We start from the raw sequence: 23,361 nt of genomic DNA on the forward strand, positions 1-23,361 counted from the left end.
TAAGCGTTTATTTACACGCTACGTTTCATACACAAGACCGTTAGCGGCAATGTAACAAAAATCCTGCTACTAATGTAACAATCTTTAAATAACAATGTCCTTATATAAAATAAAACATCAAAATGAAATCACTAAAGCTTACCTTTTTAGTCCTGCTGTTACCACTTGTTGGGTTTTCTCAAAATTGTAACTGTACAGATAATTTTAATTGGTTAAAAGAGACGTTTGAACAAAATGATGCAGGCTTCAACTACATTTTAAAACAAAAAGGAAAAGAAGCATACCAAAGGCACAATGAAATTTTTGAAAAAAAAGCAAAAGATATAAAAGATTATGAAAAATGTGCCCAAACGCTTTACCAATGGCTAACGTTTTTTAGGTCTGGTCATATCGCAATAGTTAGAAATAAAAACATTCCGACAAAAAAAGGGAAAAGCAACGAACAAATTGCAGAACAATTTAAAAATTGGGAAACCTTCAGTATTGATTATAAAAAATTCAAAAAATATATTGACAGTAAAACAACGATAGGTTTTGAAGGAATTTGGACTACAGATTCTTATAAAATAGGTGTTAAGAAACAGGAAAATGAATACATTGGATTCATTATAGATGCTGATGGTGTTTATTGGAAAAAAGGACAAGTGAAATTTAAAATTAAAGAACAAAGGAAATCTTTTACATCAACCTATTTTATGAAAGACCATTCTGCAAAGGAAATTGAAAATGTTGCATTGTGGGGAAATAATTATCTAAAAATTGGAGATATTACATTAAAAAGATTTAATTCTACTTTCAAAAACGACAAGGAAGTCGAACGTTATTTCAATGTTATAAATGTTAATAAACCTTTTTTTAAAGAGCTTTCAAATAGCACAAATTATATTAGAATCCCTTCATTTTCTTACCAAAGTAAAAAAGCAATCGACAGCATTATAGATCTGAATACAGACCTAATTATAAGCAAGAAAAATTTAATAATCGATTTGAGAAACAACGGAGGCGGAAGCGATGAAAGTTTTCAGGAAATACTCAAATTTCTGTACACAAACCCAATAAGAACAATAGGTGTAAAAAGATTATCGACACCATTGAACAATAGTGGTATAGAAAACTTTGCCAAAAACAATGATTTAACAACAGCCGAAAAAAAATGGGTAAACAATGCACTTAAAAAATTAAAAGCTACACCAACAGGAAAATTCGTCAATTTAGAGAATAAATCGGTTGACACATTAACTTTTGACACTATTTACAAATATCCCCAAAACATAGCAATATTAATCAATCAAAATAATTACAGTTCTACCGAACAATTTTTACTAGCCGCAAAGCAAAGTGAAAAAGTAAAACTGTTTGGAACAACGACTGGAGGAGCATTAGATATTTCAAATTTTTATTATGTTACTTCGCCTTGTGGAGATTATAAAACAGCCATTTGTACTTCTAAAAGTATGAGAATTCCCGAAATGACCATTGACGACAAAGGAATTCAACCCGATTATTATATCGACCAAAGCATACCGAAATATAAGTGGATTGATTTTACAGAAAAAATAATTGAAAAATAAGCACAGCCGCTAACAACGTATATAGCTCATAGCTAATTAGTTGCTTAAACGAAGTTAAGGCATATCTGCAAGTCCGCCAAATTTTTTAATTTGGCTTATTGAAAAAAAAAGAAAATAAGAAAATTAAAAAATTCGGCTCGTGCTTAACCGAATAGTTATCGCTAATTTGCACGCTACGAGCCATATACAAAACCGTTAGCTTTAATGCTCGAGACATTGCAAAACCGAAAATTTCAGGTTTAAATCAAAAGTCATTTAAAGCGGAATTTAAAAATAAAATGCGGAATATTGAGCTGAATAATCACTCAAACTCTGAATTGAATTGCGTCTGACTTTTTAGCTTGTTTGCGGAATCGAAAACTGAATTGAAAAGTGGAATTTCACTCAATCGGAATTTAGCAAGTTGCGGAATTGCCCACTCAAAATCTGAACTAAAAATATTGCGGAATTTGAGCAAGTTTATGGAATAAAAGTCGAGCTGAATAAAAAATAAAATGCGGAATTAAAAAGCCGACCGAAATATAATATTGACTAAAAAATAAACGGACAAAAAAGCACTAAAGCTAACAAAGTATAAAAATAATTGCTACTTTTAGCTTAACCAAAGGTCGTTGCAATTTTGCACACTTCTGAATTTCATGCTGAAATTCCTCGCGTACAAAACCGCAACTATTCTTATACAAACACGTTGCCCACAATCCCCCATAGAAACCTCAAATTTCCTCAGTACGTAGGCTAACGAAAAATTGAGTAAATTGAGCTTAAAAATTTAAGAAAATATGAGAAAATCGAATATTTATAAATTGCTGATTTTTAGAAACATAATTTTACGTTAGTCAGAATTTGAAAAAACTGCTAACCATAACATTTTTAAGTCTGATTTTAACTTCTTGCGGGAATTTAGAAGAAGATAAATTGATTGCGGAATTTAAAGCAAAAGAGAGTTACCGGATTTGGAAAACCGAAAAGTCTTTGACGAAAAAGGATTCTATTTATTCCCAGAGAAAGTCATTTAAAAGTTATGATTCCAAAAATCGGTTGATTAACATTAATAACGTTAAATTTTATTACTACGATGACAATGAAAATCGGATTGAAAAGACTAAATCAATCTACAAAAGAGAAGGAAAAGGAAAAGCATTTATAGACATACAGAATTATGAATACGATAAAAAAGGCTTACTAAAATATATCACAGAAAAGAGTGAGAAAATTGACACTTTAATATCATTCAAATATGATTCGGGAAAAAATCTCATTGAGACAAAGACTAACTTCAGAACAATTACCCAAGAATTTGAAAATGGAGTTATGAAAAAGAGAATTGAGAAGGACAGAAATGCAGAACCTAAAATCTCTGAATTTTATTACGATTCACTAAATCGACCGAAATTGGAAAATTGGGTTTTTAGCGGAAATCACAGAATGAAAACAAAATTCGAGTATAACGAAAAAGGTAAACTCTTTAGAGAAATAGATAGTTCTTTTAATCAAGGAACAAATCCTAACGAGTTTGTTGAGTTTATGGACGAATATAAGTACGATAAAAATGATTCGATAATTGAGATAATAAGATTAGGAAGAGTATTAAGCGAATCTAATTTTAAAGTACGTGGAAGGAAAATATTTGAATGGAAAAAAGAATAAAAACTGTGGGCAACAACGTGTATAGCTCATTGCTAATCAGTTGCTTAATCCGAAGTTAAGGCGTATTTGGAAAGTCGCCAAATTTTTAAATTTGACGATTTCCAATAGAAAAGATAAATAGTAAAATTTAAAAATCTGGCTTGTGCCCAACCGAAAAATAATCACTAATTTGCACGCAACGAGCCATACACAAGACCGTTAGCAAATATTGTTCTCACTCAAACGCTGAAAAAATAGTGAATTAAAATTAATAGATTTTATCACAAAAAATGAATTTCAAAATGCTGAGCACTCTCTCGCTCGTAAAATTTTGCGTGGGAATTTACTCAAATGTGGAATTATAAAACGTGAGAATTTTCTTAGACTCGAAAAACCAAAATTGCGGAATTTCCAAGGAATCGTGAAATTGAGCAAGTTTGAGAAATTGAGCAGAAAATGAAAAATATAAATTGCGGAATTCTTACTCAAAAGCTGAATTTTGGGATTCAATTAATGAACAAAGGAGAATGAAAAAAAACATTTGCTAACAACGCATAAAAATAATTGCTATTTTAGCTAAACCAAAAGCAGTTGCAATTTTGCACACTTCTGAATTTCATGCTGAAATTCCTCGCGCACAAAATCGCAACTATTCTTATACAAACACGTTAGCTTTAATGCTCGGGACATTGCAAAACCGAAAATTTCAGGTTTAAATCAAAAGTCATTTAAAGCAGAATTTAAAAATAAAATGCGGAATATTGAGCTGAATAATTACTCAAACTCTGAATTGAATTGCGTCTGACTTTTTAGCTCGTTTGCGGAATCGAAAACTGAATTAAAAAGCGGAATTTCACTCAATCGGAATTTAGCAAGTTGCGGAATTGCCCACTCGAAATCTGAACTAAAAATATAGCGGAATTTGAGCAAGTTTTCGGAATGAAAGTAGAGCTGAATAAAAAATAAAATGCGGAATTAAAAAGCCAACCGAAATATAATATTGACTAAAAAATAAACGGACAAAAAAGCACTAAAGCTAACAAAGTATAAAAATAATTGCTAATTTTAGCCTAACCAAAAGTAGTTGCAATTTTGCACACTTCTGAATTTCATGCTGAAATTCCTCGCGCACAAAATCGCAACTATTCTTATACAAAAACGTTGTGCGTAATGGAAAAAACCATATCAAGACAAGTAAAATTTAAGCAATGTCGGACAAATTTTATAAATACATCAACACCGTTTTAGTTACAGTTCCAATGACACTGATTATGGCATTTGTTGGAATATCCCATAATTATGGATTCAAAGAAGGGTGGGTTCAAAAATTCATAGAAACAACTATTTTTATGTTCCCAATAGCATATCTATCTGTTCTTATTTTAGTGCCAATTGCCAGAAAATTAACGGATAAGATTGTTGGCAAAAAGGACAGCGATTAATTAAAGACATTTTTATGAAACACAAAACAATAAGCAAAAAAGTGCATATTCAAGTCAAGGGTAGCACTTCCAAAATGAGTGGTTATTTAGCTCAACCCGAAACTGATGGGAAATTTCCGAGCGTGATTATCGGAATGGAGATTTTTGGCGTAAATGGACACATAAAGGACATAACAAACAAAATCGCCAAGCTTGGTTACATAGCAATCGCTGTTGACTTTTATCATCGGACAGAACCAAATTTGGAACTTTCTTTTGACACAGAAGGTCGGAATAAAGGAATGGAATTGATGAACCAACTTTCACGTGAAGAAGTACTTAAAGATGTAAAAGCCACAATGGATTTTCTTAAATCAATGGAAAAAAGTACCAAAAAAATTGGTTTTATTGGATTTAGTATTGGAGGCCATATTGCTTACTTGGCTGCAACAAAACTTGACCTTTCAATTACAATTTGTTTTTACGCAGGTTGGATAGTGAACAAAGATATTAAATTAAGTCAACCAGAGCCAACAGTAACGCTGACTTCAGGTATTGCAAAAAACAATGGACAACTATACTATTTTGTTGGAGGGCAGGATAGCCTTATAACAAAAGAACAATTGGAATTAATGACAGAGGCTTTGACTTCCAACAACGTTCGTCACGAGATAATAGTTTATCCACAAGCAAAACACGGATTCTTCTGCGAACAGCGACCTTTAACTTTTGATAAGTCTTCGAGAGACAATGCTTGGGAACGAATACAAAAAATATTGAAAAACAAACTTTGAGACACTACGCACAACACAGTATATAAGCTATGGCTTGGTTAGTCCTCACTTGGAAAATCCTACGGGTTTTCCAAAGCCAGTTTTTATTTGGAAAGGTCTGTGCCGAGGCACGCCACAGCTCATATACAAACCCGTTGCAAAACATTGTCGAGCAAGTTTGTGAAAATCACTCAAACTGAATAAATAATTTTGAGATTTTATTTTTTAAAATTTAGAAAAAATGAAAATTGTGGAACACTCTCTCGCTCGAAAATTTTAGAAATAATCAGAAAATTTGGAATTTAAAATGTTTGAACTTACTCGAATTCTGAAAATAAGTTTGGCGGATTTCTTACTCAAAATCTGAATATAGGAAGTTTTCGAATTGAGGAAAGACAAAAAATCTAAACTGTGGAATTTACTCAAACTCTGAATAAAAAATAGTGAGAAAATTACTCAAAAGTTGAAATTTTAAAGAGAGAAAAAGGAAAATAAGACGGAATTATAAACTGAAAAAACAACGATTTTGCAACAAAGTATAAAAATAATTGCTAATTTTAGCCTAACCGAAAGTAGTTGCAATTTTGCACACTTCTGAATTTCATGCTGAAATTCCTCGCGTACAAAACCGCAACTATTCTTATACAAACACGTTGGCATTAATTGGATGAAAATTTTGGAATATTACAGAAATTGGTTTAAACTATTACTATCTATATTTTTAGTTTCGATAATAATACCAATGATTCTAAATTGGAATCTTAACCTCGAAGCTTTATTTTATTCTTTATTATTAGCCTTAGGAACTTCAATTATACTTGGGAGTTTATTTTATATATACGACATATATTTCGGACCTAAAAAAAGGAGCTCTGAATTAAAAAAATATCCCTTTAATGAATTTTTAAAAATTGGTTTTGAAGAAAAAGAATATTATTTACTAGGTAAAATTAATGGTTTTACAACAATTATAAGTTATGATTGGAGAGGTAGAAATGGGTTACCTTGTGCTTATGGACTTATTTTATTTGAACCTCAAATAAATGAAAAACATCTGAATAATTACGATTTAAATAAATTGCAGCAGAAAGTCAAAAACAAATTCAATTTATGGGAATATGGTAGGTTAAGAACTGAATGGAGCTATATGAAAGGAAAACCAAATCATAAATTAATGATAGCTAAATTAAATAAAAACTCAAATTTAATTTTAAATGAGGGTATGCAAAGAATCAGTTTAGAAAATTGGAAAAAAGAGATTGAGAAATCACAATGAAACTTAAACTAATGCCAACACCGTGTATAATTCATTGCTAGTTAGTGTTTACTTGCGAAAGTCCTAGCGGACTTTCTATCTGTGATTTATTTGCTAACTTTAGTGCTTAAACAACGCAACGAGATCATACACAATTCCGTTAGCAAATATTGTTCTCACTCAAACGCTGAAAAATAGTGAATTAAAACCAATCGGTTTTATCACAAAAAAGGAATTTCAAAATGCTGAGCACTCTCTCGCTCGTAAGATTTTGCGTGGGAATATACTCAAATGTGGAATTATAAAACGTGAGAATTTTCTTAAACTCAAAAAAAACAAAATTGCGAAATTTCCAATCAATCGTGAAATTTAGAAAGTTTGAGAAATTGAGCAGAAAATGAAAAATTGTGGAGTTCTTACTCAAAAGCTGAATTTTGGGATTCAATTAATGAACAAAGGAGAATGAAAAAAATAACATTTGCTAACAAAGTATAAAAATAATTGCTAATTTTAGCTTAACCAAAGGTAGTTGCAATTTTGCACACTTCTGAATTTCATTCTGAAATTCCTCGCGCACAAAACCGCAACTATTCTTATACATAAACGTTGGCAACCATTTAAGAAAAATCCGTAAACATTTGAAAAATCCAGCCAAATAGAACCGAAAAAAATATTGTGGGCGGAATTGAATTACGGAATTGACAAACTGAACTGAATACAAAACCGAATGAAAACGGATTTTTTACCGACTAAAAGCTGAACCGAAAATTTTTGAGTTTTAAGCCGATTTCTGACAAGTGAAACGCATAAGAAACGTGAAAATTATTGCGGAATAAAAAACTGAACCGAAAACTATTGCGCCGAATTTTACTCGGACGGAAAAAATCAGCGGAAAAAGAATCGAATTTTTTTTTGATTTTTAAGTAATAATCCGAAAAGCTTGTGTTTATCTACGAAAATGAATCTGAAAAGGAAAAAGCAGAATCGGAATGTGGAAAATCGTAAAAAGAATTAAGCGGAATTGACTAAATTGGTCGTTTAAAGAATAAAACGGCTGAATTAAAGCTGACGTGAAAAAGCAGAGCGACAAAGGAAAAACGGTTGCCAACAAAGTATAAAAATAATTGCTATTTTAGCTTAACCAAAGGTCGTTGCAATTTTGCACACTTCTGAATTTCATGCTGAAATTCCTCGCGTACAAAACCGCAACTATTCTTATACATAAACGTTGGCAACCATTTAAGAAAAATCCGTAAACATTTGAAAAATCCAGCCAAATAGAACCGAAAAAAATATTGTGGGCGGAATTGAATTGCGGAATTGACAAACTGAACTGAATACAAAACCGAATGAAAACGGATTTTTTGCCGACTAAAAGCTGAACCGAAAATTTTTGAGTTTTAAGCCGATTTCTGACAAGTGAAACGCATAAGAAACGTGAAAATTATTGCGGAATAAAAAACTGAACCGAAAACTATTGCGCCGAATTTTACTCGGACGGAAAAAATCAGCGGAAAAAGAATCGAATTTTTTTTTTTTTGATTTTTAAGTAATAATCCGAAAAGCTGTGTTTATCTACGAAAATGAATCTGAAAAGGAAAAAGCAGAATCGGAATGTGGAAAACCGTAAAAAGAATTAAGCAGAATTGACTAAATTGGTCGTTTAAAGAATAAAAACGGCTGAATTAAAGCTGACGTGAAAAAGCAGAGCGACAAAGGAAAAACGGTTGCCAACAAAGTATAAAAATAATTGCTATTTTGGCTAAACCAAAGGTAGTTGCAATTTTGCACACTTCTGAATTTCATGCTGAAATTCCTCGCGTACAAAACCGCAACTATTCTTATACATAAACGTTACCCAACATTTGAAAAAAACCTTTGAACATAACAACAAACTTCTGAAAATCCTCTTGAGGGAGAATATTTATTTTGTTATTGGTTTAATAATAATAACGCCTATTTATTATTATCTGAAAAAAGGAGAGCAATTTGTTTTGGACTTTTTGTTTATCAAAATAATGTCTGTGATTTTCTTAATCTATAATCTACCGAATTTCATTATTTATTTTAACTATTACAAAGAAAATAAGAATACGAAAATTAAAATTGACACAAAAAATAATAGCATCGGAATTGTCAAAAACGGAGTATTAAAACAATACAAAATAACGGAAATAAAATCTTCAATTTATCATTTAGGAATTTATTACAAAAATCGGATTGACAATGCAATGCGTTGGAAAATGATAAACTCTGACCTTGCATACTGGGATTTGGAATTTAATAATGGAGACAGATATTATATTTCAAACTTAATTGTGGACTTTCTGCACGACGAACCAATTGTGGAGAATACAAAGTATAGGTTTAGAATGTTTCAATACATTAACAAATCCGACTCTAAAGAAGCTTTAACTTTAAAGCAAGAATTGGAAAGGAAAAAAGAAAAAAGTCAAACGGAAAAGTTTGTGGAAAAATTTAAAACAAAATCTGAAACGGAATTGAATGAAATTTTGGCTAACAAATCAAAATATCAGAAAGAAGCTGTCAAAGCAGTTAAAATAATAATGGGAAATAAAAACGTTGGGTAACAACGTGTATAATTAATGGCTGGTTATAGCCTACTTACGAAAATCCTCACGGATTTTCTATTCGGTTTTTATTTGCTAAATTAGGTACTTAAACACGCCACTAATCATACACAAAACCGTTGGCCACAAGCAAAACAACATCCTGCAATCAATGACATTTAGTTGGAAAATAGAAAAAAGTGACATTCAAAAAATAAAAAATGTCGTTAGCGAAAATGACAATCAATTTCTGAAAAGTCGGATTGAACGAAATGTAGAAAAGAAAAATATTTCAATAAGTAAAGACAATGTAATTCACTCGATGATTATGTGCTTGTTGACATCTCAACAACGTTCGGGACCGAATTCTCAAGTAGCCAAGTTTTTAAACCAAAAACCATTTTCGATAACCGCCGAATTAATTGAGAGAACGGAAAATAAAGAAAAATCTATCAAACAGATTTTTTTAAAAAATGGACTAACAAGATTTATAAATAAAAACAGCGAGTATTTTTCAATCAATTTTGACGAGATAAAAAAGAACGATTGGGAAATAATGAAAAAACTGGAATTTCTAAATGAAAACCAATCCAAAACAAACGAAAGAGAATTAGCCGATTTTTTAAAAGTCAAGCTAAAAGGATTTGGTCCAAAACAATCTCGGAATTTTTTACAAGCTCTCGGACTAACCAAATATGAAATTCCAATTGATTCGCGGATTATAAATTGGCTAAATGATTTTGGATTTCCCGTAAAGTTATCGTCAGCACTTTTGAGCGAGAACAATTATTATCATTTTGTTTCGGACGGAATTCAGGAATTATGTGAAAAAGCCGATATTTATCCTTGTGTATTTGACGCAGTTGTTTTTTCGAGTTTTGATGATGATGAATATACAGCGGAAAACATAATGCTGTGAACAATGCCTGTGGCTAACAACGTATATAAAACATAGTGCGAGCCGTTGCTAACACGAAGGTTTGGGCATTTTTGCAAGGTCGCCAAATTTTTAAATTTGGCTAATTGAGAAAAGAAATATAATTAGAAAAATTTAAAAATTCGGCTTGTGCTTATCCGAAACGAAACTGCCTATTTTCTGCACTACGTTTCATATACAAGACCGTTAGCTTTAATGCTCGGGACATTGCAGAACCGAAAATTTCAGGTTTAAATCAAAAGTCATTTAAAGCGGAATTTAAAAATAAAATGCGGAATATTGAGCTGAATAATCACTCAAACTCTGAATTGAATTGCGTCTGACTTTTTAGCTCGTTTGCGGAATCGAAAACTGAATTGAAAAGTGGAATTTCACTCAATCGGAATTTAGCAAGTTGCGGAATTGCCCACTCGAAATCTGAACTAAAAATATAGCGGAATTTGAGCAAGTTTGCGGAATGAAAGTAGAGCTGAATAAAAAATAAAATGCGGAATTAAAAAGCCAACCGAAATATAATATTGACTAAAAAATAAACGGACAAAAAAGCACTAAAGCTAACAAAGTATAAAAATAATTGCTAATTTTAGCCTAACCGAAAGTAGTTGCAATTTTGCACACTTCTGAATTTCATGCTGAAATTCCTCGCGCACAAAATCGCAACTATTCTTATACAAACACGTTGCCCACAATCCCCCATAGAAACCTCAAATTTCCTCAGTACGTAGGCTAACGAAAAATTGAGTAAATTGAGCTTAAAAATTTAAGAAAATATGAGAAAATCGAATATTTATAAATTGCTGATTTTTAGAAACATAATTTTACGTTAGTCAGAATTTGAAAAAACTGCTAACCATAACATTTTTAAGTCTGATTTTAACTTCTTGCGGGAATTTAGAAGAAGATAAATTGATTGCGGAATTTAAAGCAAAAGAGAGTTACCGGATTTGGAAAACCGAAAAGTCTTTGACGAAAAAGGATTCTATTTATTCCCAGAGAAAGTCATTTAAAAGTTATGATTCCAAAAATCGGTTGATTAACATTAATAACGTTAAATTTTATTACTACGATGACAATGAAAATCGGATTGAAAAGACTAAATCAATCTACAAAAGAGAAGGAAAAGGAAAAGCATTTATAGACATACAGAATTATGAATACGATAAAAAAGGCTTACTAAAATATATCACAGAAAAGAGTGAGAAAATTGACACTTTAATATCATTCAAATATGATTCGGGAAAAAATCTCATTGAGACAAAGACTAACTTCAGAACAATTACCCAAGAATTTGAAAATGGAGTTATGAAAAAGAGAATTGAGAAGGACAGAAATGCAGAACCTAAAATCTCTGAATTTTATTACGATTCACTAAATCGACCGAAATTGGAAAATTGGGTTTTTAGCGGAAATCACAGAATGAAAACAAAATTCGAGTATAACGAAAAAGGTAAACTCTTTAGAGAAATAGATAGTTCTTTTAATCAAGGAACAAATCCTAACGAGTTTGTTGAGTTTATGGACGAATATAAGTACGATAAAAATGATTCGATAATTGAGATAATAAGATTAGGAAGAGTATTAAGCGAATCTAATTTTAAAGTACGTGGAAGGAAAATATTTGAATGGAAAAAAGAATAAAAACTGTGGGCAACAACGTGTATAGCTCATTGCTAATCAGTTGCTTAATCCGAAGTTAAGGCGTATTTGGAAAGTCGCCAAATTTTTAAATTTGACGATTTCCAATAGAAAAGATAAATAGTAAAATTTAAAAATCTGGCTTGTGCCCAACCGAAAAATAATCACTAATTTGCACGCAACGAGCCATACACAAGACCGTTCTACGCAATTTGAGAAAAACGCTTTACATATTAACAATCTTTCTGCTGACAATCAATGCTCAAGCTCAAAATGGAAAATCCGAATTTATCGGAACATATGGAGATATGATTTTGGCTAATGGAGAATTTGGAGGAACTGAATTGGAATTAAAAGCGGACTGGACTTTTCGATTACGAACAACTGATTATGTTTACCCACAAACCTTTAAAGATTATACAAACGAAGGAAAATGGATTTTAAAAGATGGAGAAGTTATTCTAAATCCAGATTTACAAAGACGAGAGCCAACTGTGAATATAATCGAAAAGCAAATTGGACTTAAAGACTCAATTGAAATTAAAGTCAATCATTATATTGAACTTTACGAAAACCAAAACTTGATTGAAAAACAAAAAACGGAATTTGAATTATTAACTCTGTACTTTAATAAAAGAAGAAAATACAAGCATTTAACGAGAGAATGGTTGAAAGAAGGAAGTTGCGCTTGGGCACCTCGAATAAGAAATAGAGTGAATTTGGATTCAACAAATACTTTTAGAATAGCAAAAAAAGACATTAAGAAAATCGGAATTTACACTTATGGTTTTACAGATTTTATAGAACTCAAAACTGAAAACAAAAATTCTGACTATTACGAATTAGATGTTGTAATTCCCATCGACAAAGAAAGAATGCCGAGAAATAAAAAAGTAATTATCAAAGGAAATAGAGCATATTTTTATGAAATTAAAGGGAAAGTAAAAAAGTCTCTGAACCATTTATGGAAAAAAACTGCGTAGAACAACGTGTATAATTCATTGCTAGTTATAGCCTACTTACGAAAGTCCTCGCGGACTTTCTATCTGCGATTTATTTGCTAACTTTAGTGCTTAAACACGCAACGAAATCATACACAAAACCGTTGCCAGTAATTATGAAAAAACTTCTGCCAGTCTTAATAATTTTGATATTCATTGCGACTTCTTGCAAGAAAAAAACCGATTCTGAAAATGAGAATGTAACTGAATTAATCGAAACCAAAATTGACACGGAAAAAACACAAATAGTTGAGAAAAAAAGAGAAAAAGTAATACCTGAATACAGTACCGTAGAAAAACCTAAAATTTCAAAAGCGGACTATTTAAATTTCTTTAAAGACGTCTTGAGAACTGACGGAATGATAGTGAACAAACCGATTAAGATTTTCCCAATGGAATCGAAATATTGGAATGCGGATTTGATGAGACTAACCGAAAAGGATAAAGACAGTTCATTAAGTGAATTAATTGACAAAAATGACATTAGTTTTATTTACGAACAAACTGAATTACAAAAAGGAATCGTTTTAAAACCTAAAAATATTCCTCGAAAAAAGATTGAACGAAAATATTTAGATGACCTTCTAGAAAAAGTGGATTTAGAAACTTATTGGAATGAAATCTATAAAATGGGTAGTGGTTATTACAGTATAGAACTGCCTTTATTTTCTATCGACAAAAAAATAGCATTTTTCAGATATTCATATTCCTGTGGGTCTTTATGTGCAAATTCAGGAACGTATATTTATAAAAAGATTAATGGAAAATGGGAATGGATTGGTGGAATTGGACCAGAAATAGTGAGTTAAATAACTACTGGCAACAATGTGTATAATTCATTGCTAGCAAAGGCTTACTTACGAAAATCCTCGCGGATTTTCTATTCGGTTTGTATTTGCTAATTTAGTTGCTGAAACACGCAACGAAATCATACACTAGACCGTTAGCAAATATTGTTCTCACTCAAACGCTGAAAAATAGTGAATTAAAACTAATCGGTTTTATCACAAAAAAGGAATTTCAAAATGCTGAGCACTCTCTCGCTCGTAAGATTTTGCGTGGGAATTTACTCAAATGTGGAATTATAAAACGTGAGAATTTTCTTAAACTCAAAAAAAACAAAATTGCGGAATTTCCAATCAATCGTGAAATTTAGAAAGCTTGAGAAATTGAGCAGAAAATGAAAAATATAAATTGCGGAATTCTTACTCAAAAGCTGAGTTTTAGGATTTAATTAATGAACTAAGGAGAATGAAAAAAACAACATTTGCTAACAACGCATAAAAATAATTGCTATTTTAGCTTAACCAAAGGTCGTTGCAATTTTGCACACTTCTGAATTTCATGCTGAAATTCCTCGCGCACAAAACCGCAACTATTCTTATACATAAACGTTGGCAACCATTTAAGAAAAATCCGTAAACATTTGAAATATCCAGCCAAATAGAACCGAAAAAAATATTGTGGGCGGAATTGAATTGCGGAATTGACAAACTGAACTGAATACAAAACCGAATGAAAACGGATTTTTTGCCGACTAAAAGCTGAACCGAAAATTTTTGAGTTTTAAGCCGATTTCTGACAAGTGAAACGCATAAGAAACGTGAAAATTATTGCGGAATAAAAAACTGAACCGAAAACTATTGCGCCGAATTTTACTCGGACGGAAAAAATCAGCGGAAAAAGAATCGAATTTTTTTTTGATTTTTAAGTAATAATCCGAAAAGTTTGTGTTTATCTACGAAAATGAATCTGAAAAGGAAAAAGCAGAATCGGAATGTGGAAAACCGTAAAAAGAATTAAGCAGAATTGACTAAATTGGTCGTTTAAAGAATAAAAACGACTGAATTAAAGCTGACATGAAAAAGCAAAGCGACAAAGGAAAAACGGTTGCCAACAAAGTATAAAAATAATTGCTATTTTGGCTAAACCAAAGGTAGTTGCAATTTTGCACACTTCTGAATTTCATGCTGAAATTCCTCGCGCACAAAACCGCAACTATTCTTATACAAACACGTTAGCTTTAATGCTCAGGACATTGCAAAACCGAAAATTTCAGGTTTAAATCAAAAGTCATTTAAAGCGGAATTTAAAAATAAAATGTGGAATATTGAGCTGAATAATCACTCAAACTCTGAATTGAATTGCGTCTGACTTTTTAGCTCGTTTGCGGAATCGAAAACTGAATTGAAAAGCGGAATTTCACTCAATCAGAATTTAGCAAGTTGCGGAATTGCCTACTCAAAATCTGAACTAAAAATATAGCGGAATTTGAGCAAGTTTGTGGAATGAAAGTAGAGCTGAATAAAGCATAAAATGCGGAATTAAAAAGCCGACCGAAATTTAATATTGACTAAAAAATAAACGGACAAAAAAGCACTAAAGCTAACAAAGTATAAAAATAATTGCTACTTTTAGCTTAACCAAAGGTAGTTGCAATTTTGCACACTTCTGAATTTCATTCTGAAATTCCTCGTGTACAAAACCGCAACTATTCTTATACAAAAACGTTGGCAACCATTTAAGAAAAATCCGTAAACATTTGAAAAATCCAGCTAAATAGAACCGAAAAAAATATTGTGGGCGGAATTGAATTGCGGAATTGACAAACTGAACTGAATACAAAACCGAATGAAAACGGATTTTTTGCCGACTAAAAGCTGAACCGAAAATTTTTGAGTTTTAAACCGATTTCTGACAAGCGAAACGCATAAGAAACGTGAAAATTATTGCGGAATAAAAAACTGAACCGAAAACTATTGCGCCGAATTTTACTCGGACGGAAAAAATCAGCGGAAAAAGAATCGAATTTTTTTTTATTTTTAAGTAATAATCCGAAAAGCTTGTGTTTATCTACGAAAATGAATCTGAAAAGGAAAAAGCAGAATCGGAATGTGGAAAATCGTAAAAAGAATTAAGCAGAATTGACTAAATTGGTCGTTTAAAGAATAAAAACGGCTGAATTAAAGCTGACGTGAAAAAGCAGAGCGACAAAGGAAAAACGGTTGCCAACAAAGTATAAAAATAATTGCTATTTTAGCTAAACCAAAGGTCGTTGCAATTTTGCACACTTCTGAATTTCATGCTGAAATTCCTCGCGCACAAAATCGCAACTATTCTTATACAAACACGTTGGCAGTAATTTGACCAATCTAACTGAAAATTGACAATGAAATTTAAGAAACTCAAACTTTATACAAATAAGTTAGAATCGGAATTAAAGTTCTACTCGGAAACTTTAGGATTTGAAATTATAGAACAAAATGAGAAGTCTTTTACTGTAAAAGTTGGTTGGAGCGAATTATCGTTTGAAAAATCTGAAAAAGAATATAAATATCATTATTGCTTTTTAATTCCTGCAAACAAATTAAACGAAGCTTTGGAATGGATGGAAAAAAGGACTGAAATTGTGAATATTGAAAATGGTAGAAAAATTCAAAACTTTGAATCTTGGAATGCTGACTCTTTTTACTTTTTCGATGCAAGTGGAAATATAGCAGAATTTATTGTACGATACAATTTAAAAAATGATGATAATTCTAATTTTGACATTTCTAAAGTTTTAGGAGTAAATGAAATGGGAATGCCAACAGCAGATGTTAGAAAGACAAATGACCAACTTGAAAATGAATTAAAAACAGAATTTTGGAAAGGAGATATTGAGCGATTTGGAACAAATGGCACACAAGAAGGAATATTTCTTTTACCAAACTATGATTTAAAAGACATTTGGTTTCCAACTTCAATAAAAATAAAACCAGAACCATTTGAAGCTATTATTGAAAATGGAAAAGAGGAATATCATATAAAATATAGGAACGAAAAAATAAAAACTACTGCCAACACCGTGTATAATTAATGGCTTGTTTTTCGCCTACTTACGAAAATCCTCGCGGATTTTCTATTCGGTTTTTATTTGCTAAATTAGTTGCTTAAACACGCCACTAACAATACACAAACACGTTGGCAACCATTTAAGAAAAATCCGTAAACATTTGAAATATCCAGCCAAATAGAACCGAAAAAAATATTGTGGGCGGAATTGAATTGCGGAATTGACAAACTGAACTGAATACAAAACCGAATGAAAACGGATTTTTTGCCGACTAAAAGCTGAACCGAAAATTTTTGAGTTTTAAGCCGATTTCTGACAAGTGAAACGCATAAGAAACGTGAAAATTATTGCGGAATAAAAAACTGAACCGAAAACTATTGCGCCGAATTTTACTCGGACGGAAAAAATCAGCGGAAAAAGAATCGAATTTTTTTTTTTTGATTTTTAAGTAATAATCCGAAAAGTTTGTGTTTATCTACGAAAATGAATCTGAAAAGGAAAAAGCAGAATCGGAATGTGGAAAACCGTAAAAAGAATTAAGCAGAATTGACTAAATTGGTCGTTTAAAGAATAAAAACGACTGAATTAAAGCTGACATGAAAAAGCAAAGCGGCAAAGGAAAAACGGTTGCCAACAAAGTATAAAAATAATTGCTATTTTAGCTTAACCAAAGGTCGTTGCAATTTTGCACACTTCTGAATTTCATGCTGAAATTCCTCGCGCACAAAATCGCAACTATTCTTATACAAACACGTTAGCAAATATTGTTCTCACTCAAACGCTGAAAAATAGTGAATTAAAACTAATCGGTTTTATCACAAAAAAGGAATTTCAAAATGCTGAGCACTCTCTCGCTCGTAAGATTTTGCGTGGGAATATACTCAAATGTGGAATTATAAAACGTGAGAATTTTCTTAAACTCGAAAAACAAAATTGCGGAATTTCTAATCAATCGTGAAATTTAGCAAGTTTGAGGAATTGAGCAGAAAATGAAAAATATAAATTGCGGAATTCTTACTCAAAAGCTGAGTTTTAGGATTTAATTAATGAACTAAGGAGAATGAAAAAAACAACATTTGCTAACAACGCATAAAAATAATTGCTATTTTAGCTTAACCAAAGGTCGTTGCAATTTTGCACACTTCTGAATTTCATGCTGAAATTCCTCGCGCACAAAATCGCAACTATTCTTATACAAACACGTTACCTTTTATTTGAAACAAAATTTGCGCTAAAAGATGAAATTTCGTGCCTTTCATCGGGCTGAAATGCCATACCGAAAAACTGTTCATGTACACAAAGTTTCGGCTTGAAATAAAATAGAAACGTGAAAATTGCAACGCTGAAGTATTTAATTTCGTGCCTTTCATCGGGCTGAAATGCCATACCGAAAAACTGTTCATGTACACAAAGTTTCGGCTTGAAATGAATTAGAAACGTGAAAAATGAAACTTTAAAAGCTGAAAATTAAAGACGTTGAAACCTATAACGCAGAAAAAATGAAACTCTAAAAAATCGAAAAACAACCACGCATAAAAAGCTGAAACGTTACGGAAAACGTGAAAGTAGAAACGTAGAGCAAACCGAACAAAATCGTTCTGTGCGAAAATTTAGGCGCAAGCCTAAAAACTTTAAAAAAACGTTAATCGAACCGAAAAAAATTATAATTTAGTAATTCAAATCCCTCAAATGGCAAAATTATGGCAACAAACACAACGAAACTAGAAGCACGAATTGAAAAAACAAAAAGGTAACAACGTATAACAAACACACCTTTTTTCGGCTTGGCTCGGTGGTTTCTGATACAATCCAAAGCCAGTTACAGCCTGAAAGTTTAAGCACTAAAAACGGTGCGTTTGTTATACAAAACCGTTAGCAAATATTGTTCTCACTCAAACGCTGAAAAATAGTGAATTAAAACTAATCGGTTTTATCACAAAAAAGGAATTTCAAAATGCTGAGCACTCTCTCGCTCGTAAGATTTTGCGTGGGAATATACTCAAATGTGGAATTATAAAACGTGAGAATTTTCTTAAACTCGAAAAACAAAATTGCGGAATTTCCAATCAATCGTGAAATTTAGCAAGTTTGAGGAATTGAGCAGAAAATGAAAAATATAAATTGCGGAATTCTTACTCAAAAGCTGAGTTTTAGGATTTAATTAATGAACTAAGGAGAATGAAAAAAACAACATTTGCTAACAACGCATAAAAATAATTGCTATTTTAGCTTAACCAAAGGTCGTTGCAATTTTGCACACTTCTGAATTTCATGCTGAAATTCCTCGCGCACAAAATCGCAACTATTCTTATACAAAAACGTTGCCAGTAATATGAAAAAAACAAACATCGTACTAAAATTATTTATTATCACTTTGATTTTTACATCTTGTAATAGTCAAGTGAACCACATTGAAATTGACAAAATTGCGCATATTGACATATTTGAGAATTACGAAGACAATGTTAAGTTGAGTAAAGATATTGTCAATCAGAATTGGAATGAATTTTTAAAAACAAAAATTAGTGGATTTGACTCAAAAGACACTAAAGAATTGAAGTTCTTTACGAATACAAGACCAGAAGAAAACAAACTAATAATACAATTCAGATATCCGAAATTTGACAAACCAAAGAATTTGGAAAAAATCCGAGAAGTAACTATTGAGCAGATAGAGGAAATAAAAAAACAGCAGAAAAAAAATGAAACATTAATTTTGGAATCAACTAAAAAAGTTGAGGAACTAATTGAGATGTTGAACAACGAAAACTATTCTGAATTTTATAAAAACTTACATTCGAATATAACTAAAGAGTTTACTTACGAACAGTTTTTGAGTTTTTTAGAGCAAATAAAAGAATTAGGATTTGAAAATAAACAACGTGAATATCTTAATAAAGCATTAGTTAAATTCAATGATTCCCCAAACGAATTAACAGATATTATTGAATATAGATATTGGCAGAAAAATAATCGTGCGAAATATGAATCTTTCAATTTTCAGAATTTTAACGGAAAAATGGAATTAGTTGGCTATCGAGTATATTAAAAAATACTACTGGCAACAATGTGTATAATTCATTGCTAGTTATAGCCTACTTACGAAAGTCCTCGCGGACTTTCTATCTGTGATTTATTTGCTAACTTTAGTGCTTAAACACGCAACGAAATCATACACTAGACCGTTGGCTTTAATGCTCGGGACATTGCAAAACCGAAAATTTCAGGTTTAAATCAAAAGTCATTTAAAGCAGAATTTAAAAATAAAATGCGGAATATTGTGCTGAATAATCACTCAAACTCTGAGTTGAATTGCGTCTGACTTTTTAGCTCGTTTGCGGAATCGAAAACTGAATTGAAAAGCGGAATTTCACTCAATCGGAATTTAGCAAGTTGAGGAATTGCTCACTCGAAATCTGAATTAAAAATATTGCGGAATTTGAGCAAGTTTACGGAATGAAAGTTGAGCTGAATAAAACACAAAGGCACATTCAGAAAATAGGTTATTTTTAAAAATGCAGCTAAAATTGCGGGCATAATTATTTAAATTCTACCCTCAATTTTTGTTTTAAAGCTGTTTTAAGGGTTCAGTTTCTTAAAAATTTCCCAACAAGACATACCTCTCCCATAAAACTATATTCAATGCTTCAAATTTAGGCTACTTGTTGTGCTGTTTTAGCTATTTTTCTTCGGCCAATTTCAAGAGCATTCCCTGTGTGTATTCCAAAGAATATCCATAGAATTTCATTCTTTTTAGTTTTGGCTTTTATTTTTCGTAAGTGATAATATTCTTTATCCTTTCCAAAATAACCTTCTAATCTTGTAGCTCTTTCTTTTGCGATAATAGCTCTAAGTTGCTTTTTTTCTTTATGATTTTTCGGCTTTTTTCCCTTGGGGATAAAGTCTGTTTCTATGTTCTTAGAACTACAGTGTTTTCTATTTTTATTGGTGGCATAAATTTTATCTGCTCCAGCTATTTTTACTTTTTTTCGAGTTAATCCTTGTGCTTTTTGGACTGTTTGAATAAAACGATTTCCTTCATGAAATGCATTAAAGTTAATATGTTCGATAAAGCTAATTCCATCAATTTGAACTTTGTTAACTTTTGCTCCAAATTCAACAGGTTTTACTTCCTTTCCTCGAACAATAGGACGAATATAATCCTTTTGAATGCTTACAATTCTATCTTTGATTTTTTCTCCTGTATCAAAATGATCTTTTTGTTGTTTGTAAATCCTTTGAATTGTATTTATTCGCTTATAATACAAAGCTATAAACTCAATATTGTGATTTTCTGACAACTCTTTTTCAAAGTTGATAAATTTACTTAACAGATTGAGTAAACCTCGGGTTAATGAAATACGTTTCGACTTGGTTTTTCTTCGCATTTTACTAAATCCTTGATAACGTTTTTTCCACTTGATATATTTACTTCTAATCATTTTAACCCCTAATATAGAGCAGGTTTTACGTAATTGATTGTACAACCAATGAACCGACTCCCAAAGTAATTTTTGGATGCTAGGGTAACGAACTTCACTTTCATAACAAGTAGCATCCATTACAATTTGATTGGGGTTTTCAATTTCGTTTTTCCAAGAGTTGAATAGAATTTTTTCTATGGAATTAATATCGAGTTTCTCTGCTAATTCACAACGTATTTGGCTCACTATTTTATAGTTTGTTAAGCGTTCAAAACCTAGTTCTATATCACAGAAAAATTGATAGTCTAAATTCGAGTTTAGTTGCTCAATCAATTTTCTATCTGAACAATTAGCATAATGTTTTAAAAACATTAAACCTAGTCTTCCTTTAGGACTAAAAAGATAGTTTCTCCCTTTTGATTGTTCAGAAATACCAAAAGAGCTAACTAAATCATTCCAAGGAATTGCAGAGTAGATTTTACCTAAATCTCCCTCTAAAAATCGCGCATAATGAGCATCATAATTCTCGCTGAGGGGAAAAAATTGAAATGCGGTGTTGCATTTCAGAAATTCTTCGTACTTTCATAATTATCGAAATTAAAACCCCGTTTTTTGCCTATATTGGCCATTTTCGGGGTTTATTATAGCTACAAAATACAACAAATCCCTCGTAAAAACAAGGGATGCGTTGTTTTATGAAAGCGCCTATTTTCCGTTAAAAGTATTCATAGTGTTTGCCAAACCTGCTGTTCCAAAAGAGGTAATAACTTTTGCTGAAGTTGGTAAACGCTCAATCAATTGGCTGGTTTCTTCTTTATTCCATTCGCCTAAGACATAATCTACTTGTTTTCCTCTGGAATAATTTCCACCAACTCCAAAACGAAAACGAGCATATTGTTGGGTGTTTAATTTTTCTTGAATGTCTTTAAGCCCATTATGTCCGCCAGCAGAACCTTTTGCTTTTACACGAATGGTACCAAAATCGATATTTACATCGTCTGTAATTATTAAGATGTTTTCAATGGAAATTTTTTCTTGTTGCATCCAATATTTTACGGCTTTTCCACTTAAATTCATAAATGTACTTGGCTTTAATAGAACGAAAGTTCTTCCTTTAAAACGGAAATTAGCAATATCGCCTAACTTCCCTGTCTCGAATGTTACATTGTGTTCTTCTGCAACTTCATCCAAAATTTTAAACCCAATATTATGGCGCGTATTTGTGTACTTCTCTCCTATATTTCCTAAACCGACAATTAAAAACTTTTTCATTAATGCTTCTTTAATTTCGGTTTTTATACCGAAAAGATTTTTAAAAAATGATATCACATTCATTTTTCAAAAATAAGAAGAAATAAATAATGATTTAAGGAGTGAACCCTTGAAAATTAAAAGATTCTTAATTTCCTGCAAGGTTCTAAAAACCTTTTGGGTATCTCTTTCTATAATAACAATTTTACACCTACAAGGTTAAAAAAAAGACCTTGCAGGAATTCTGAAAGATTCCAGTAGGTTATTTTTTTAACCTACAATTAAGCTAAACTTACAATATATCTTGAGATAAATTTATCAGACCCTGAAACAAGTTCAGGGTAACTAAAAAGCGCTACAACCCTAAAGTTTTGGGAGTAGCGCTTTTATAATATTTGTTTAAACTAAACTATTCAGCAGCTGCTTCTGGTGTAGCTTCTTCTGTTGTTTCGTCTTCATCTTCGTCTTCAATACTTGTTGCATTACGAGAAGTTCTAACTTGTACAACCACAGTATTATCTGGGTGCATAAACGTATAATCGTCGTTAAATAATGATGTTATCGTTAACTTATTTCCAATTTTTAATTTAGAAATGTCTGCATTTACATAATCTGGTAAATTAGCAGGTAATGCTTTAATTTTTAGTTTACGATTTGTAAAACGTAAAGAACCTCCATTTAAAACTCCTGGAGAAGTTCCTACTAATTTTACAGGAATGTTCATTGTAACTTCTTTATCATCAAATAACTGATAAAAATCTACATGTAAAATTTTATCTGTTACTGGGTGAAATTGAATGTCTTGCAAAATTGCAGATATTTTTTCTCCATCAACATTAATTGTAGCAGTATATACGTTTGGAGTGTATACCAACTTTTTAAATGCTAATTCTTCTGCTGAAAAATGCACTGGCTTATCTCCTCCGTAAATAACGCAAGGAACCATACCAGCATTACGTAAGGCTTTGGTAGCTACCTTGCCCACGCTTTCTCTTTTTGATCCTTTAATTGTAATTGATTTCATTACTATTTGTTTAAATTAATTTACCCTTTTTGCTTTCA

The 23,361-nt window shown here is 31.5% G+C and carries 15 protein-coding genes; 12 read left to right on the plus strand and 3 right to left on the minus strand.

Annotated elements, in window-relative coordinates; all coding sequences use genetic code 11:
- Positions 1–122 precede the first annotated feature (122 nt).
- The 12 genes from J3359_RS08130 to J3359_RS08185 all read left to right on the plus strand — a co-directional run bounded on the left by J3359_RS08130 (position 123) and on the right by J3359_RS08185 (position 19,673).
- Complete coding sequence (locus J3359_RS08130) at positions 123–1,571, plus strand: S41 family peptidase (protein ID WP_208080197.1); 1,449 nt, start codon at positions 123–125, stop codon at positions 1,569–1,571.
- Positions 1,572–2,414: 843 nt separating this feature from the next.
- Positions 2,415–3,218 carry a hypothetical protein gene (locus tag J3359_RS08135; RefSeq protein WP_208080198.1) on the plus strand — a complete coding sequence of 268 codons (804 nt, stop codon included), beginning with the start codon at positions 2,415–2,417 and terminating at the stop codon, positions 3,216–3,218.
- Between the two features lie 1,187 nt (positions 3,219–4,405).
- Positions 4,406–4,639: a DUF2798 domain-containing protein gene (locus tag J3359_RS08140; RefSeq protein WP_208080199.1), complete on the plus strand. Its 234-nt coding sequence runs from the start codon at positions 4,406–4,408 to the stop codon at positions 4,637–4,639.
- Positions 4,640–4,653: 14 nt separating this feature from the next.
- Positions 4,654–5,412 carry a dienelactone hydrolase family protein gene (locus J3359_RS08145; RefSeq protein ID WP_208077397.1) on the plus strand — a complete coding sequence of 253 codons (759 nt, stop codon included), beginning with the start codon at positions 4,654–4,656 and terminating at the stop codon, positions 5,410–5,412.
- A 655-nt stretch (positions 5,413–6,067) separates the two neighbouring features.
- Positions 6,068–6,667: a hypothetical protein gene (locus J3359_RS08150; RefSeq protein ID WP_208080200.1), complete on the plus strand. Its 600-nt coding sequence runs from the start codon at positions 6,068–6,070 to the stop codon at positions 6,665–6,667.
- 1,889 nt (positions 6,668–8,556) lie between these two features.
- Positions 8,557–9,237, plus strand: a complete 681-nt coding sequence (locus tag J3359_RS08155; RefSeq protein ID WP_496559659.1) for a PH domain-containing protein — start codon at positions 8,557–8,559, stop codon at positions 9,235–9,237.
- A 151-nt stretch (positions 9,238–9,388) separates the two neighbouring features.
- Positions 9,389–10,135 (plus strand): 8-oxoguanine DNA glycosylase, encoded by a 747-nt coding sequence (locus J3359_RS08160; RefSeq protein ID WP_208080201.1) that lies wholly within the window; start codon positions 9,389–9,391, stop codon positions 10,133–10,135.
- An 852-nt stretch (positions 10,136–10,987) separates the two neighbouring features.
- Positions 10,988–11,791, plus strand: coding sequence for a hypothetical protein (locus J3359_RS08165; RefSeq protein ID WP_208080198.1), 804 nt, complete (start codon positions 10,988–10,990; stop codon positions 11,789–11,791).
- A gap of 209 nt (positions 11,792–12,000) precedes the next feature.
- Positions 12,001–12,771 carry a hypothetical protein gene (locus tag J3359_RS08170; RefSeq protein WP_208077401.1) on the plus strand — a complete coding sequence of 257 codons (771 nt, stop codon included), beginning with the start codon at positions 12,001–12,003 and terminating at the stop codon, positions 12,769–12,771.
- Positions 12,772–12,905: 134 nt separating this feature from the next.
- Positions 12,906–13,598: a hypothetical protein gene (locus tag J3359_RS08175; RefSeq protein WP_208080202.1), complete on the plus strand. Its 693-nt coding sequence runs from the start codon at positions 12,906–12,908 to the stop codon at positions 13,596–13,598.
- Between the two features lie 2,360 nt (positions 13,599–15,958).
- Positions 15,959–16,648 (plus strand): VOC family protein, encoded by a 690-nt coding sequence (locus tag J3359_RS08180; RefSeq protein WP_208080203.1) that lies wholly within the window; start codon positions 15,959–15,961, stop codon positions 16,646–16,648.
- Positions 16,649–18,956: 2,308 nt separating this feature from the next.
- Complete coding sequence (locus J3359_RS08185) at positions 18,957–19,673, plus strand: hypothetical protein (RefSeq protein WP_208077396.1); 717 nt, start codon at positions 18,957–18,959, stop codon at positions 19,671–19,673.
- A gap of 604 nt (positions 19,674–20,277) precedes the next feature.
- On the opposite strand, the gene J3359_RS08190 is transcribed toward J3359_RS08185, so the two are convergent.
- The 3 genes from J3359_RS08190 to J3359_RS08200 all read right to left on the minus strand — a co-directional run bounded on the left by J3359_RS08190 (position 20,278) and on the right by J3359_RS08200 (position 23,323).
- Positions 20,278–21,615, minus strand: coding sequence for a transposase (locus tag J3359_RS08190; protein ID WP_367890397.1), 1,338 nt, complete (start codon positions 21,613–21,615; stop codon positions 20,278–20,280).
- Between the two features lie 138 nt (positions 21,616–21,753).
- Complete coding sequence (gene pth, locus J3359_RS08195) at positions 21,754–22,383, minus strand: aminoacyl-tRNA hydrolase (protein ID WP_437440108.1); 630 nt, start codon at positions 22,381–22,383, stop codon at positions 21,754–21,756.
- 325 nt (positions 22,384–22,708) lie between these two features.
- The gene (locus tag J3359_RS08200) at positions 22,709–23,323 is read right to left on the minus strand and encodes a 50S ribosomal protein L25/general stress protein Ctc (protein WP_208080204.1); all 615 of its coding nucleotides are present in this window, start codon (positions 23,321–23,323) and stop codon (positions 22,709–22,711) included.
- Between the last annotated feature and the right edge of the window lie 38 nt (positions 23,324–23,361).

It is taken from the genome of Polaribacter cellanae (assembly GCF_017569185.1).
Lineage (GTDB): Bacteria > Bacteroidota > Bacteroidia > Flavobacteriales > Flavobacteriaceae > Polaribacter > Polaribacter cellanae.